Raw genomic sequence first — 14578 nt, 5'->3', positions numbered from 1 at the left:
ACTGCCTGTTTCCGCAAGGGCCGTGCCCGCGGGGCTTGTGTGAGCCCCGAGCCTGCAACGCGGCGCGCCTCGCAGAAAGGCTTGCCGCGCGCTGCCGGGTCTCGCGGACGGCCGCACACGCTACCGGAGTCAGCCGCCGCGATCTGCGCCTGTCAGCCATTGTGCTCCGTCGCACGGCATTGCGTCGTCGGGCGATGCCGCCGTAAAGCCAGCGGCATTGCGGCGTCCGGCCAGGCGGCGCAAAGCGCCCGCGCTCGCCGGCCCGCAGCCTTACTCCGGCGGCAACTTCGCAGCGTGCCGCGCGCCGGGGTTTTTTTCGGGTAGACACGCGCTCATAACCCGCTAAAATTGCGCCCATTTTCCGGCGGCGCGGCATACGCTGTACCGTTTGCGCGACAATGCGGCGTTTTTTTTGGACCGCGCAATAATTGGTGGTAGTTTTCGGGTTTTTCAGGGGAGCCGTGGGGCGCTGCGTTCGCACCGCGCCGCGGCATGCGTGAGGACGGCCGGTTCGGACCGGTCAGGATCGGAGAACGGGATGAAAAGACGGGTAGTGGGGCAAGTGGCTGCGCTGGTCTTGTGCGCGGCGCCGTGGCTGACGGCGGCAGCGAAGGATACGCAGCTCAACGTGTATAACTGGTCCGATTACATCGCCAAGGACACCATTCCGAACTTCACCAAGCAGACCGGCGTCCAGGTCAAATACGACAACTACGACAGCGACGACACGCTGCAAGCCAAGCTTCTGACCGGCAATTCCGGTTACGACATCGTCGTGCCGACGAGCAATTACGCGGGCAAACAGATCGCAGCGGGCATCTTCTCGCCGCTCGACAAATCGAAACTGCCGAACCTGAAGTACCTCGACCCTTCGCTGATGTCGCTCGTCGCGGGGGCCGATCCGGACAACAAGTTCACGGTGCCTTGGGCATACGGCACGACCGGACTTGGCTACAACGTCACGAAGGCACAGCAGATCCTCGGCAAGAACGTGCCGCTGGATAACTGGGACATTCTGTTCAAGCCTGAAAACATCTCGAAGCTGAAGGCTTGCGGCGTGTCCGTGCTCGACGCGCCGGATCAGATGTTCGCCGCCGCGCTGCACTACATCGGCAAGGATCCGATGAGCACGAACCCGGCCGACTACCGCGCCGCGCTCGCCATGCTCAAGAAGATCCGTCCGTACATCACGCAGTTCAACTCGTCGGGTTATATCAACGACCTGGTCGGCGGCGACGTGTGCTTCGCATACGGCTGGTCCGGCGACGTCGTGATCGCCAAGCATCGCGCGATCGAGGCGAAGAAAGCGTACAAGATCGAGTACTACATTCCGAAGGGCGGCGCGCCCGTGTGGTTCGACGTGATGGCGATCCCGAAAGACGCGAAGCACAAGGAAGCCGCGCTGGAGTGGATCAACTACATCGAAACGCCGCAGGTCCATGCCGCGATCACCAACGCCGTCTACTATCCGAGCGCGAATCTCGAAGCGCGCAAGTACGTGGACAAGGACGTCGCGAACGATCCGGCCGTGTACCCGCCGCCCGACGTCATCAAGACGTTGTTCCTGCTCAAGCCGCTGCCGCCTGAAGTCCAGCGGCTGCAGACGCGGCTCTGGACCGAGTTCAAGTCCGGCCGCTAACCCGGCCGGTGAATGGGTAAGCATCATCAAGAAGCCCTCGGTGTCCACCGGGGGCTTTGTTCGTCAAACGCCGGAGTAAAGCATTGTGATGAGTAGTGAGCAGTCGGGCGCGCTGGACCGGGTGGCCGCGCCGTCCGCTGGCGGCAACGCCGCGATGAACGACGCAGCCGAGAACTTCGTGCAGATCGTCGACGTCGTGAAAAAATTCGGCGAGACCGTGGCGGTCAAGCAGGTCAATCTGTCGGTGAAGAAGGGCGAGTTGTTCGCGCTGCTCGGCAGTTCCGGCTGCGGCAAGTCCACGTTGCTGCGTATGCTGGCGGGACTCGAAACCGTGACCTCCGGCAAGATCCTGATCGACGGCGAGGACCTTGCGCAATTGCCGCCGTATCGCCGGCCGGTCAACATGATGTTTCAGTCGTATGCGCTTTTTCCGCATATGACGGTCGAATCGAACGTCGCGTTCGGTCTGAAGCAGGAAGGCGTGCCCAAGGCGGAATTGAAGGACCGCGTGCAGACTGCGCTCGAACTCGTGCAGATGGGCCGCTTCGCAAACCGCAAGCCGCATCAGCTTTCGGGCGGACAGCAGCAACGTGTCGCGCTGGCGCGCTCTCTCGTGAAGCGGCCCAAGCTGTTGCTGCTCGACGAGCCGATGTCCGCGCTCGACAAACAGATCCGCCAACGCACGCAGATTGAGCTCGTCAACATTCTCGACACGGTCGGCGTGACCTGCATCATGGTGACGCACGATCAGGAAGAAGCCATGACGATGGCGGGCCGTCTCGCCGTGATGAGCGAAGGCGAGATCGTGCAGCTCGGCACGCCGCACGAGGTGTACGAGTATCCGAATAGCCGCTTTTCGGCCGAGTTCATCGGCTCGACGAATCTGTTCGAAGGACATACGGTCGAAGACGAGCCCGATCACGTCTTTATCGAAACGCCCGATCTCACTTGCCGCCTGTATGTCAATCACGGCATTACCGGTCCGCTCGGCATGCCGGTGACGATTTCCGTGCGGCCCGAGCGCATTGCGCTGACGCGCAAGCCGCCTGAGGGTGCATACAACTGGGGCAAGGGCGTCGTCACCAATATTGCTTACATGGGCGGCTATTCGCTGTACCACGTGAAGCTCGACAGCGGCAAAACGGTGATCGCCAATGTGACGAGCCTCGCGCTCACCGAGATCGATCCGCCGACCTGGGGCGACGAGGTGTACGTGCGCTGGAGCGCGTCGGCCGGTGTGGTGCTCACGTCATGAAGCGCCAGTTCAATTCGTTGTTCAACTGGCCGGTGCGGCGCTTCAACCTGACTGGCCGCACCGCGGTCGTGGCCGGTCCGTTCGTCTGGCTGCTGCTGTTTTTTCTCGTGCCGTTTCTACTGGTCGTCAAGATCAGCTTTGCCGATCTACAGCTTGGCATTCCGCCGTACACCGAACTGACGAGTTTCGTGGACGGCGCGATCAACCTCAAGCTCGACCTGTCGCATTACGCATTTCTCGTCACGGACAGCCTGTACTTTGCGACGTACGTGAATTCGGTGGTGGTTGCCGCGATCTCGACGCTGCTGTGTCTGCTGATCGGCTATCCGATGGCGTATTACATCGCGCGTTCGGATCCGGCGCGCCGCAATCTGCTGATGATGGCCGTGATGCTGCCGTTCTGGACATCGTTTCTGATTCGCGTTTATGCGTGGATCGGCATTCTGAAGAACAACGGCTTGCTCAATAATTTCCTGATGTCGATCGGTCTGATTCATTCGCCGATCGAGCTGTATCACACCAATACCGCCGTCTATATCGGCATGGTGTATTCGTATCTGCCGTTTCTCGTCATGCCTCTGTATGCGCACCTGGTGAAAATGGACATGACTTTGCTGGAGGCCGCATACGACCTCGGCGCGAAGCCCTGGAAAGCGTTCTGGCAGATTACTTTGCCGCTCTCGAAGAACGGCATTATCGCCGGTTGCCTTCTCGTGTTTATTCCGGCGGTCGGCGAGTACGTGATTCCAGAATTGTTGGGCGGCGCGAATACGCTGATGATCGGCCGTGTGATGTGGAATGAGTTCTTCGACAATGCGGACTGGCCGATGGCTTCTGCTGTGACGTGTGCAATGGTGCTGCTGCTGTTGGTGCCAATGGCGTTCTTCCAGTATGCGCAGGCGAAGGCAATGGAGGAAAGACGCTAATGAAGCCGAACCGGATTTTGCAGTTCACCGCGTTGGCGTTGGGCTTTCTGTTTCTGTATGTGCCCATTGTGAGTCTGATCGTCTACTCGTTCAATGAATCGCAACTGGTCACCGTATGGACGCGCTTTTCGACGCGCTGGTACACGGCGTTATTGCAGGACGACGAGTTGATCGCTGCGGCGTGGCTCTCGTTGAGGGTGGCGGTGCTGACGGCGTTTGCGTCGGTGATTATCGGCACATGGGCGGGCTTCGTGCTCGCGCGCATGGGGCGTTTTCGCGGCTTCACGCTTTATACCGGCATGATCAACGCGCCGCTGGTGATTCCCGAGGTGATTCAGGGCATTTCGTTGCTGTTGCTGTTTATCGAAATGGCGAAGTGGCTCGGATGGCCGGCGGGGCGCGGCATATTCACGATCTGGATCGGACACGTGATGCTGTGCATTTCGTACGTGGCGATCATCGTGCAGTCGCGCGTGAAGGAGTTGCATCCTTCGCTGGAGGAAGCGGCGCTCGATCTCGGGGCGACGCCGCTTCGCGTGTTTTTCTCGATCACGTTGCCGTTGATTTCGCAGGCGCTGGTGTCGGGGTGGCTGTTGTCGTTTACGTTGTCAATCGATGATCTGGTTTTGTCCGCGTTCCTGTCGGGGCCTGGGTCGACGACTTTGCCGCTGGTGGTTTTCTCGCGCGTGAGGCTCGGCTTGAATCCGGAGATGAATGCGTTGGCGACGCTGTTTATTGCCGTCGTGACCGTTGGGGTGGTGGCGGTTAATTATTTTATGCAGCGGGCGGAGAGGAGGAGGGTGCAGGTGGCCTAGGGTTTTATGATTTTCGATTGTGCTTTCGTCGGTGCTGGAACCATACGCAGCCTTTCCCGCCAATGCGGCAGCTTCTAAAGAACTATCCGCAAACTTTTTCAACATCGACAGTGCAGGCCCCCACTCTCGTCAGACCTGTCGATGCGCCGACTCGATTTATGATTTTGTGCCCGGCAGTTGAAGATGAGCTAAGCGTGCTGCTTAGCGAATAAATGCATCTGTCGTGTGGGTCGATGTGCCGATAGCTTGCAAAAAAAGTCGTGCAAGCGCTTCCGCGCTGGTGAAAACTCCCAGCGATTTGACACTCAAGTCGTCAACTTACGGTTTACATGTCGATGACTGAAATTGACGCGCAAAGCATCGCGACGATTGATTCGCTTATAAGAACCGTTACGGTTTGCACACACCTTCATGAGTAAGGTGATCGCCTGCTGCGGCGTGGATAGCAGGCGTCCATCCGGCATTTTTATCATGGAGTGCCAAAATTATCCTTTTCCGTCTTTCCGCAAGAATCCTGCAGCATAGACTCGCGGCGGCGGATCTCCTTGCGGCATCTTTTTCGCCCCCGTTGAATGCTGGTCCCGCGCTGCATGTTGTACGCGTGTCCATCGTCGGTAAGGAAAGCGATGTACGATGCCTGACCTTTTGTGACTTGCACGGAGATGCGTGTCGCTGATAACCGGAACTTCCGGTGGAAGCTCACCGGAATATATTGCTATTTCCTTTCCACCGCCTCATACCGCGGCGACCGATAGACCTGTAGACGAAGCCCGACGTACTACGTCAGTCGGCGCAGAAGAACTATTTCATACGAGCGCAAGCGGTGCTTGACTTTAGGAGTTGTCGGATAGACGTGCATTTCAATCTCGCTAAGAGTGGGCAAGCCGAATCGGCAAAACCTAACAATTAGGGAGAGGCATGAAAGCATGGCAACTTTTCAGCAGGCGGGGCGGCGGCTCCGCCCGCCTTGCGGTCGCATCCGTGTTGCTGGCGTCAGCCGTTGGTGTTGATGCGGCGACTTACATGCAATGCATGCAGACGTATCAGAAGTCCCTTGGGATCCCCGGCACTCCGACCTGCGCAGTTCAGGTCGCTGGGACGTCGCCCATGACAACGGGCGATGATGATCCATATAACTCTATTAACTATTACAACTGTCAAAATGCGTCTGACTGGATCAGAGATTATTGCGGAGGTGTACCTGTTCCGCCTCAGCCAGATGACTCGTGTCCAGTAGCCGACCCGGTCCTCTCGGGCAAGGGAATTGTCAGAGTTACCGAAAGTGACTTTGCGAGTGGCGATGCCTCTCCGCTTGTTTTTAGGCGTACTTATCTTTCGAAGCCGTACGACACGACGCAGACATTGATGGGTCGCAACTGGGTTAACAACTGGCAGCGAAGGATCGACTTGGCCGCGGTAAATGCGAGCGTGCCTCGAATTGTTGCTTATCGAGGTGATCAGCAGCCCTTTGCCTTCACGCTGAGCGGTGGCGCGTGGACTGTTCCCGGGACTCCAGGTATATCCCTGACGAACGGTGGCGACGGATACTTCTATCTAAAAGACGACCGGCTTGGTACGACAGAAAGATATTCGGCCAGTACTGGTCTGTTGAAGTCAGAAACAAGCCGGACTGGTGTATACCGTGAGGTCTTTTACGATGGCCAAAGAATTTATTCTGTCGGACAGTGGCCCGTCGATCGCATCGGACAAAGCGCGTCGATGCTCTACTTCACTCTTACGTACGATAGCAGTGGTCGTATAACGAGCGTGGTGCCTCCCTCTGGCTATGCCACGCACTATTCGTATGATACGAATGGGAACCTGGCTTCGGTGACCGCACCGATCGGCTACGTCCGTCAGTATCTTTATGAGGATGCTCGCTTTCCTAACGGATTGACTGGAACAAAAGACGAATCGGGCTCCCGTACAGCAACTTGGGCTTACGATTCAAGCGGACGGGCGATCTCGGTCACACATCCGGATACAACGCGGAATACGTCGCTCACATACGGTCGGGGCAATACGACGCTCGCCGACATGTCCGGAACAACAACGTTTAGCTTTGATGTCTCGGACAGCTTGCGTCCTCGCACAGTGACGACACCAAGAGGCACGGAATCGCGAACTTGGGACGCGGCGGGAAACTTGCAGCAAAGACAATCTCCCGACGGAAATGTCCAGTACAGTTGGGATAGTGCCAACCGGCCAACGAAAGCAGTCGCGACAGTCCCGGGAAAGAAGGTGGTGACGACCGTCGAGTATGCCGACGCGGTCTCGTTGCGCCCGCATCTAGTCGCAACGCCAGGCAAGATCCGCGCATTCGTTTATGACCCGGCCGGCAATGTGACAGGTTACGCAGAGCGCGCAACGACCGATCTTACTGGCGAGCAGGGGATGGGAGCGGTCGGGAGTGGCGATCAGACGACAGTGGGAGCGCGCTATGACCAGGCTGGACGCCTGCTGTCGGCCACCGTTGTTAAGAATGGCACGGCGACTGAAGACTGGAGGTACACATATGACACTCGGGGAAATATCGCGACCGTCCAAGACGCCGTATCGGGGTGGTCGATGCGTACCCTCGAGCGGGACATTGCGAACCGGGCCACTCAAATAGCAGGTAACAGCGGACAGGCAAACATCGGATACGACGAGCGCGGCCGCGTATCGAGCTTTCAGTACAAAGAGCCTGCAAGCGCGGCTAACGGCGGACTCGCACGTGTTCTGCTGGTTAAGTACCAGTATGGGCCTGGCGGTGCGGTCGCCTCACACACGGCACAGGTGTCAACCAACGGCGCATGGTGGCAGCCGATAAGCGATGACGAACTTGGTGTGTGGCTCACCAACTGGGAACTGGGCAATGACCCCGTCTCACCACCGGCTAACGTAACAGGACTGCAGCAGTCCGATTCCGGGGGAGGTGTTCCGGACATCTGCGTTGAATGTTATATGCGATGGAAAGGTGCGCTTACGGAAAAGCTGTTTGGCGAGGAACTGAGCGACGCTATCCCTGCGTGGGGTGAGACAACTGAACTGATGCTGAGTAACCAGTCGCAGGTTCCTTATCCTGTACTTGTGCCTGACCTCACCAGTTCGGCAAAAAGGTCAATGCTTTATAGCGCGCTGTTTGCAGCCGATGGTGACGGCGGCGGGATGGTCAAGTGCGGGGGCAGGGATGCTCATGAGGCAAAGTGTCATGATATGTATGAGGCGGATTTGGACGCCTGTAGACTAATGGCTAAACCTCGCGGCGAGCGCAATTATGCGCTGTGCAAGGAGAACGCTTTTGAGCGATACCAGCAATGCAGGGGATATTAATGGTTAATCACCCACCGTACACCGTTGTGCTGACCTATACCGACGAACCGCGGCAATTGACGATGCAAGCCGTGGACTCGGTCCTAGTGGCTCCGCTCATTGAGGGAAAGATGGCGGTGCCGTTTTTTCTCGATGATGAGGAATTCCGGTTTGACGATGAACTGGCACGGCAACTGGGAGTTGCAATGCTTAATGTGATTGCAGCAGGTCGGCCGGAAGTTAGACAGCACCTGAATTTGACGCAGCATCCGATAGAAAGGCCGTCAGAAGACTAGCAGGCCCAAGTCCGACGATTGACCGAACGGTGTTCGGTCAATCGTCCGGGCGCGCCTGCGCGGTCCCTAGCCGTGGGCTTCCTCGACCGAGCGCGTGACGGCCGTATTCCAAATGACTGCGCAGTTTTGAGTCAGTGCTGAGCCCGGTTGCGGTCGTCCCCATGAGCGTCTGCGCCCGCCCCGCAGAGTTAGTTGTCTGCGGGTCATGGTCCGCGTTCACCGACTGACAAGGCTAAAAACCCAAACCACCACCTATACCCTATACCCGATCCTGACTCCGCCCCAATGCCGTCCGCGGACGAAAACCGGCGCCGACGCATCTTTCATCAAAACGAACTCTCCGCCTCCCATATCGCGCCGATAAGTCTGAAGCAGAAACTTCTTTGTATGCGATCCGGCAGCAAGTCCCGTCCGGTCATTGAAAATGCGCCGGTTGCGGCAATTGGCCATGTTCCAAACGACATCGTCGCGTTGCGGCAAGGAGAACTTCAGATTGTGTGTCGGCAGGTAACCGCGCACGTCGATTGCCGCAGAGAACGCCACGCGTGGATCGAGATCGAGTAACGGCTCCTGAATCGCCGGCAAAACGCGATCGGTGAACGCAGTGAAACGCGTCATGAACTGTGGCGGATTAGTGCCCGGCACGGGCACGTAGTGTTGATCGAAAAGATCGTCGAGAGAAATCTCGCCGTGCGCGACAGCCGCCTCGAATACCTTGCTTACCTTGGCGGCCGCCTCCTGCACGGCTTCGATGAAGCGTGTGTCAGCGGTTTCGACGCCCGCCGCCGCTGTCAACTCGATCAACGTCTCCGACACGCCCAGCAAGTTGCCTAGACGATTCTTCGCCTGCACGAAGTTCTCGCTCGAATCTTCGACGCCGGTCGCCATTTCGAGCACTTGCGCCTCGAGTCCGTCGCACTGCGTTTCGATCTCGCCGGTCAATGCCGCGATCTGCTCCGCCTCGTTGTTCAGATGCGCGATGGCGTCGCCCGTTGCATGCACGACATCGCCGATCTTGCGCGTGCCCTCACGCACCCGGTGCGCTCGCTCGGTGTTCACCGAGCCTTCGTTGATCAACTGCTCGGTCTGCTGCGTGAGTTGCGCGAGCGTCGTCTCGATCTGACCGGTTGCCTGCGCGGTCTTTGCCGACAGATTTTTCACCTCGGCCGCCACGACGGCGAAACTGCGGCCGGACTCACCGGCGCGCGCCGCTTCGATCGCGGCGTTCAGCGCGAGCAGATGCGTCTGCCGCGCGATCAAGGAGATTTCTTCCGAGACGCGGCTCACGTGTGCAAGCGCGCTGCGCAGCGCGCCGATCTGGCTTTCGATTACCGTCACGCCTTCCACCAGACCGTGGATGTCGGCGAGCGATGCCTCCAGCGTTTCCTGCGATTCCTGCACGCCGGTTGCCGCATGCGCGGAGACTTCGCGCATGCCTCGCGCAGCGGTCGCGATCCGATGATTGCCCGCGAGCGTCTGCGCGGCGGACTCGCGCAACGCCTTGCAGACTTGAGCCTGATGCTGCACGCGCGCGGCGACTTCATCGACGTGGCCGGACACATCGCAAATTTCGATACCGAGTTTTCCCGCCTGCGAGGCAATATCGCCGACCACCGCCTCGGAGCGGGCCGGCCGGCGAAAGCTGAAACGCGACATGGATGTCTCCTTTGACGCTAACGGCGCTGGCAGATGGCGCACAGCGTCTTCTCAACGCGTTTACGGCGGGCTTTCGGTGGACTTGATACGGGGTATCCCGCAGTCGCTATCATGTGCGGTTTGACGTCGCGACAGCCGCAATCAGGCGTGCGGCCGTGGCCATCCCTTTTTTCGACGGTAACGATGTACGACTCCTTAGCGCGCGTTTCGGGCTGGCAACAGCTCTATCATTTGTGGGAGCTGCTCGTCATGCTCTGCAAGTTTCTTTGGAGCTTGTTGCGTTTTCTTGGGGGTGGGGGGTAGGGGGCGGGGGAACGAGTCGCGAGAGTGGAAAGACTGGACTGATGAGACTCGTGTGATTGTCTTGCGCAACTCGACGGCAGGGCGCTAGGGCTGCTATCAAAGGACGCTTGGTTGCTGGTACATGACCCGCAGGGCAGTTTGATGACGTGCTCGCGAAGGCGGGTCTTGCGGTGTTGGACCGACTCAAACCGACCCGTTGCGGGCGGTCACTCCCTGCGACAACTGCGGCCGCTTCCAGGGTGGAACGCTCATTCAAGTGGCTTCGCTGGCTAACGCGCCTCATCAGAGGACTCGGCTGCTCGGGGATGGTGCCTCAACGGTGTGCCCCAACGGTCCACTATCGGGCAGGCTAAACGCCTCAAGGTGACTGGAACGGGCCCCTTGGCAAACTTCCTTAGCCGATTCGCTTGAGGCCTTCAAGAAAAGTCTGTGGTGGTCCACTCTTCGCCGGCCCGCCGACAAGCAGGGAGCGCTGAACGCGAACAAAGTGCCCGAGGCATTCTATCGATGGGAGTGAGGTGCCGCCTCCCTTACTGGCGTGTGAGCGCAGGAGCAAGCGCATAGCGACATGCCTTACTCCTCTTCTAACCGATGCTCTGGTCACAAGCATCAACTGGACGCGTCCAACTGTATGGCTGTCAGTAGCCGGCGTACCACCAGTGACGATGCTGCACGACACTGTGAAACCGGGCCGGACGGCTAATGTATTTGAATCCGTAAGTTCTTCACCACCTCACGGCGGTAGGCTACTACATGTCATATACGCTCTTCAACTCTTTCCGATTCAAAATACGCTCGAAGTGCAACATGCCATGCCAATCGACGAATCCTAGCTGCCTAGAAGTGAACGACTTCACGTGCCCAATTTCGTTTACCTGCGGCTCCCTATTCTTGAGCTTTCTGAACGCCAACTTTATGATCTCCTGCTTTGAAGCCTCGGATACCCACGGACATCCGACAACGTCCATGAATAGCATGCACAGATCAGCTTGATTCGACAACTGCGTTACATCACAGAATCGCCGGACAATCTCCTTCTCGACTGCAAGCCTGACCCTCGCGAAAGTAGGGTCATCCGCCATGTAAAACAGGATAGAGACGATGTCAAAATAGGAAAATCCAACGTAAGGATTATGCGCCGAGACCGCAGACGCACCGCCGACCACTTGAAGCAGATCACTGCTTGAAAGCTGAATATCGGGCCGGATAACCTTGATCGTCGCTAATAGATTGAGCGCTTCCACTCCGCCGGGGCCTTCTGTAGAGCGTGCGACGAGTAAATCGTGGGTTCGCCTCGCAAATCGCTCGGTGATGTTGGCGTTGAGCCCGTTTTCGCGACGGGTCATGGCGTTCAACATTACCATACACTGAGCTACGCGGATTGCAGGGCGAACCCGGAAATCAATCGATAGAAGGAACACCAAAATCTCTACGGTTGCCAATAGCAGATTCGCGACCAGATCTATCTGTCGAGGGCCGAGATGGGTGGTATTTAAGTGCTTCCGCAGTCGCCAAATTTCCTTCGCAAATGCGCCGAGCGCATAGCCGGTTGTAACAGAAAAATCAGCGTTGGCCTGCTTTACTGCGATCTTGAGGTCACGCGCGATACGCGTTGTCAGCCGGAATGGAGCACTCAGTTGAAGCTCAACGCTACGGGGTAAGAGCGTTTCGAATTCACCTGCTACTAAAGAATGCCGAACCTCTTTCAGCCAACCTAATAGAGTGGATGTTAGGACTTGCTGCACCGCCGATTTCGCTGCCGACTCGGGAGTCGAAAAAGGTCTGTCAACGTTCGTTGTTTTAGCTTCGTTGATATACAGCTTGTAGAATTGCAACTCGTGCTGCGCAACCTCGAAAATATCTTGCAACGACTTTTCATCATTGGCGAACACGAAATAATCGTCAATATAGCGCCTGATGGCAAATGACTCGCTTGCGCGGCCTTGCTCCGATAGCGTGCTTGCGATATTCAAATCAATGCGCTGCAGAATGATCTCTGCAAATATCCGAGATATCTCAGGGCCGACAACGATTCCGTTAGTTTCGTCGTAATTTGATTTTTGCATGAGGCGATCGAAATCTTGCTCGAAGGAATCGAACTGTCGGTTCGCTTTGGAGAATTCTCTGCCTTTAACTGCCCACGCAATGGAGTGTGTATAAATACTCGCAAAGCATTTTTTTACGTCGAATTTCATGAGTTTCGAGAACCTTGATTCGAGCGCAAGAAACTCTGTGGAGTCGATGAATCGATGTAGTTGGGAGTACCTGCCGTATGAAAAATAGGACGAGGCAAACTGCGGAATACTCTCACCTCCGACGTCGGTGTCAACGTCACCGTCATCCAGAGCGTTATCGTGCGCGGCGAGATTGCGCTCGATGAAGTGCGTCGCTACTCGGAATGGAGCCCGGAGCGTGTAGTCGCTTCTACCACACAGCGACAGTAACATTTGATGATAGTCGCTGTAGAAGTTGGCAAACCTGAGCTGCGTGGCTGGATGTATGATGCCCAAGGTCCGGTTACCGGCAGCACCATGACGAATCTGATACTCGAACGGAACCGTGTAATGTTCTTGCGTCATGAATATACGCACGATCTCGGGCACAACCATTTTTCTCTCCGACTTCGCGAACGTATATAGCCGATCATTGCTGAAAAAAAGGGGAACTTCATAGGGAAGAAGTTCCGTATGCACGATCCGATGCTGATCGCTTTTGTCAACGTCGATTCTTTTACGCATGTTTCCAGCAGGCTCTTATTTCATCGAACTCGGTCGAATGAACTGGTCGAGACCGATGGCTCTGATGGCCAGATCGAAAGGAGTAAGCAGCTAGGACTGCCTTTTGGCCCGTGCTAAGCGATGCCGTCATTCTCATGCCATAAGCACCAATGCTCGAAAATATCTGTGCTCTCAAAAAATGGTCAAGCTCAACCAGCTCCGCATAATCGTTGATCAACGGATAGTTGAATCTTACTCCCGTCTTGAGCCGTCCTCGGAGTCCGGGGCCGCTGAATTGTGAATTTTCGCACAGGAATCGAATGCGCTGACGCAGCAGTTCAAAGTTTGGACTCTTAATGTGACTTAAAAAAGCGAGCACAATTCGAGTTTTGTAACGATTAACCTTAGATTTCGAGAGGCCTACATCCACTTTCATACGTTTCTTCTTTTCGGGGGAGCTAGGTATGTTGTTAAAACTGATGCGGTAGCCAAGATAACTCAACTCTCGCCGCTTAAGTGGATCCGGAACGCAGGTGCACTTCGGCACACATGGGCAAGCGGTAGCAATGTGAACGCATTCGTGAGAGCAACAACATCCGACGAAGACGCTTTTTGTCTTGTCCTCGTTGAGTGCCATTCCAACTGGCAGCAACGCTTGCACCTTCTCCACGATCCCCGCAGGCCTGCTTGTGCTGAATATTATTAAGTCATCGACGTATCTCGCAGCAAAATAGACTCCGTCTATTTGCCGAATCTTCTGGTCGATCCGCCTCATCAATATTTCGGATAGAGTGGCGCTGACGCTGATTCCTCGCGGCAATCCTGTAGGGACTTGCGCAATTAGATTTTTGAAAACCTCTCGTAACAACCATCTAGTTCGGTCAGAGAGCAATTGATCGTCATCGAGTTGCCCTAGCAGCTTTGTTCGATCGATGGATTCATAGAATCCTTTAATATCGAGCTTGACAATATACTTTTCTGCAGGCTCGGTCAGCAGCTTCACAGATTGCCGAACGACATCATTGCGATCCGATTGCTTAATTCGGTATGTTCTTCGCAGAACGTTATTGAGGCGACGAATTACCAATCGGTCGCCCAGTTTATTTGGCTCATATGCCTGGAACTTACCGACACGTAGCCGTTCAAAACTCGCGAAGCGGAACGTCCTATCAGCCACGCTTGCCGCGATGCGCCGCACATAGTCGTCGCGGTTATGCCTCTTCAACAATACGGGAAACGTGGACACTTCATCGGATTGAATCAACACATCCAAAGCTCGTTGCGAATATTCATTTGCATACATGCGGCGAAATGGCGTCGTTTGTGAGACCGCCATTCTACGTCTGGCAGCCCAAATTGGGCGAGCCGCCCACGGCAGCGATTTCAAAACCACATGGAAGTTGCAACAGTTCGGCAATCGAAATTCCCCGCGATCAGCGCGAAAGAGGCATGACTCACCGACGGAGATCCACCCTTGACGCCGACGCGCTCCGAATCCGCATTGTCGGACCCGCGTCACCAACCGCTCCGCATCGCTGAGATATGTTTGAATGTTCTCGCCCGACAGGGCCGTACAGGCCGATGAAGCAGCGGAAACCATCGCAAATCGAACTGCCGTTTACCGGGTGGAGGCGACGTCTGAGCGTCCGGGTAACACGACGGGCGAGTGACGAGTCG

9 protein-coding genes are annotated in these 14578 nt (G+C 56.5%); 6 read left to right on the top strand and 3 right to left on the bottom strand.

Annotated elements, in window-relative coordinates; genetic code table 11:
* Nucleotides 1-538 precede the first annotated feature (538 nt).
* The 6 genes from SB753_RS11740 to SB753_RS11715 all read left to right on the top strand — a co-directional run bounded on the left by SB753_RS11740 (nucleotide 539) and on the right by SB753_RS11715 (nucleotide 8225).
* Complete coding sequence (locus SB753_RS11740) at nucleotides 539-1639, top strand: polyamine ABC transporter substrate-binding protein (protein ID WP_027804970.1); 1101 nt, start codon at nucleotides 539-541, stop codon at nucleotides 1637-1639.
* Between the two features lie 154 nt (nucleotides 1640-1793).
* On the top strand, nucleotides 1794-2894 hold the full coding sequence (locus SB753_RS11735) for an ABC transporter ATP-binding protein (RefSeq protein WP_087753247.1): 1101 nt from the start codon (nucleotides 1794-1796) through the stop codon (nucleotides 2892-2894).
* Entirely contained in the window at nucleotides 2891-3820 is a 930-nt protein-coding gene (locus tag SB753_RS11730; RefSeq protein WP_310065065.1) for an ABC transporter permease subunit, read from the top strand. The genes SB753_RS11735 and SB753_RS11730 overlap by 4 nt, the downstream gene beginning before the upstream one ends.
* On the top strand, nucleotides 3820-4635 hold the full coding sequence (locus tag SB753_RS11725) for an ABC transporter permease subunit (protein ID WP_410800255.1): 816 nt from the start codon (nucleotides 3820-3822) through the stop codon (nucleotides 4633-4635). The genes SB753_RS11730 and SB753_RS11725 overlap by 1 nt, the downstream gene beginning before the upstream one ends.
* A gap of 918 nt (nucleotides 4636-5553) precedes the next feature.
* Nucleotides 5554-7950 carry a DUF6531 domain-containing protein gene (locus SB753_RS11720; protein ID WP_410800254.1) on the top strand — a complete coding sequence of 799 codons (2397 nt, stop codon included), beginning with the start codon at nucleotides 5554-5556 and terminating at the stop codon, nucleotides 7948-7950.
* Nucleotides 7950-8225: a hypothetical protein gene (locus SB753_RS11715; protein WP_204520967.1), complete on the top strand. Its 276-nt coding sequence runs from the start codon at nucleotides 7950-7952 to the stop codon at nucleotides 8223-8225. The genes SB753_RS11720 and SB753_RS11715 overlap by 1 nt, the downstream gene beginning before the upstream one ends.
* 252 nt (nucleotides 8226-8477) lie before the next feature.
* On the opposite strand, the gene SB753_RS11710 is transcribed toward SB753_RS11715, so the two are convergent.
* The 3 genes from SB753_RS11710 to drt3a form a co-directional block, all read right to left on the bottom strand.
* Entirely contained in the window at nucleotides 8478-9881 is a 1404-nt protein-coding gene (locus SB753_RS11710) for a methyl-accepting chemotaxis protein (protein ID WP_408487944.1), read from the bottom strand.
* Nucleotides 9882-10933: 1052 nt separating this feature from the next.
* Nucleotides 10934-12922 carry an antiviral reverse transcriptase Drt3b gene (gene drt3b, locus SB753_RS11705; protein ID WP_410800253.1) on the bottom strand — a complete coding sequence of 663 codons (1989 nt, stop codon included), beginning with the start codon at nucleotides 12920-12922 and terminating at the stop codon, nucleotides 10934-10936.
* Nucleotides 12915-14501 carry an antiviral reverse transcriptase Drt3a gene (gene drt3a / locus SB753_RS11700; RefSeq protein ID WP_410800252.1) on the bottom strand — a complete coding sequence of 529 codons (1587 nt, stop codon included), beginning with the start codon at nucleotides 14499-14501 and terminating at the stop codon, nucleotides 12915-12917. The genes drt3b and drt3a overlap by 8 nt, the downstream gene beginning before the upstream one ends.
* Nucleotides 14502-14578: the final 77 nt, after the last annotated feature.

This window comes from Paraburkholderia sp. SIMBA_053 (assembly GCF_046534895.1).
GTDB lineage: Bacteria > Pseudomonadota > Gammaproteobacteria > Burkholderiales > Burkholderiaceae > Paraburkholderia > Paraburkholderia caledonica.
This window is presented reverse-complemented; position numbering and strand designations above follow the sequence as displayed.

Bases quoted from the DNA above. Each gene is read 5' to 3' on its own strand.
- SB753_RS11715 (WP_204520967.1), top strand. From the start codon at position 7,950: ATGGTTAATCACCCACCGTACACCGTTGTGCTGACCTATACCGACGAA.
- drt3a (WP_410800252.1), bottom strand. From the start codon at position 14,501: ATGGTTTCCGCTGCTTCATCGGCCTGTACGGCCCTGTCGGGCGAGAAC.
- SB753_RS11710 (WP_408487944.1), bottom strand. From the start codon at position 9,881: ATGTCGCGTTTCAGCTTTCGCCGGCCGGCCCGCTCCGAGGCGGTGGTC.
- SB753_RS11740 (WP_027804970.1), top strand. From the start codon at position 539: ATGAAAAGACGGGTAGTGGGGCAAGTGGCTGCGCTGGTCTTGTGCGCG.
- drt3b (WP_410800253.1), bottom strand. From the start codon at position 12,922: ATGCGTAAAAGAATCGACGTTGACAAAAGCGATCAGCATCGGATCGTG.
- SB753_RS11730 (WP_310065065.1), top strand. From the start codon at position 2,891: ATGAAGCGCCAGTTCAATTCGTTGTTCAACTGGCCGGTGCGGCGCTTC.
- SB753_RS11725 (WP_410800255.1), top strand. From the start codon at position 3,820: ATGAAGCCGAACCGGATTTTGCAGTTCACCGCGTTGGCGTTGGGCTTT.
- SB753_RS11720 (WP_410800254.1), top strand. From the start codon at position 5,554: ATGAAAGCATGGCAACTTTTCAGCAGGCGGGGCGGCGGCTCCGCCCGC.
- SB753_RS11735 (WP_087753247.1), top strand. From the start codon at position 1,794: ATGAACGACGCAGCCGAGAACTTCGTGCAGATCGTCGACGTCGTGAAA.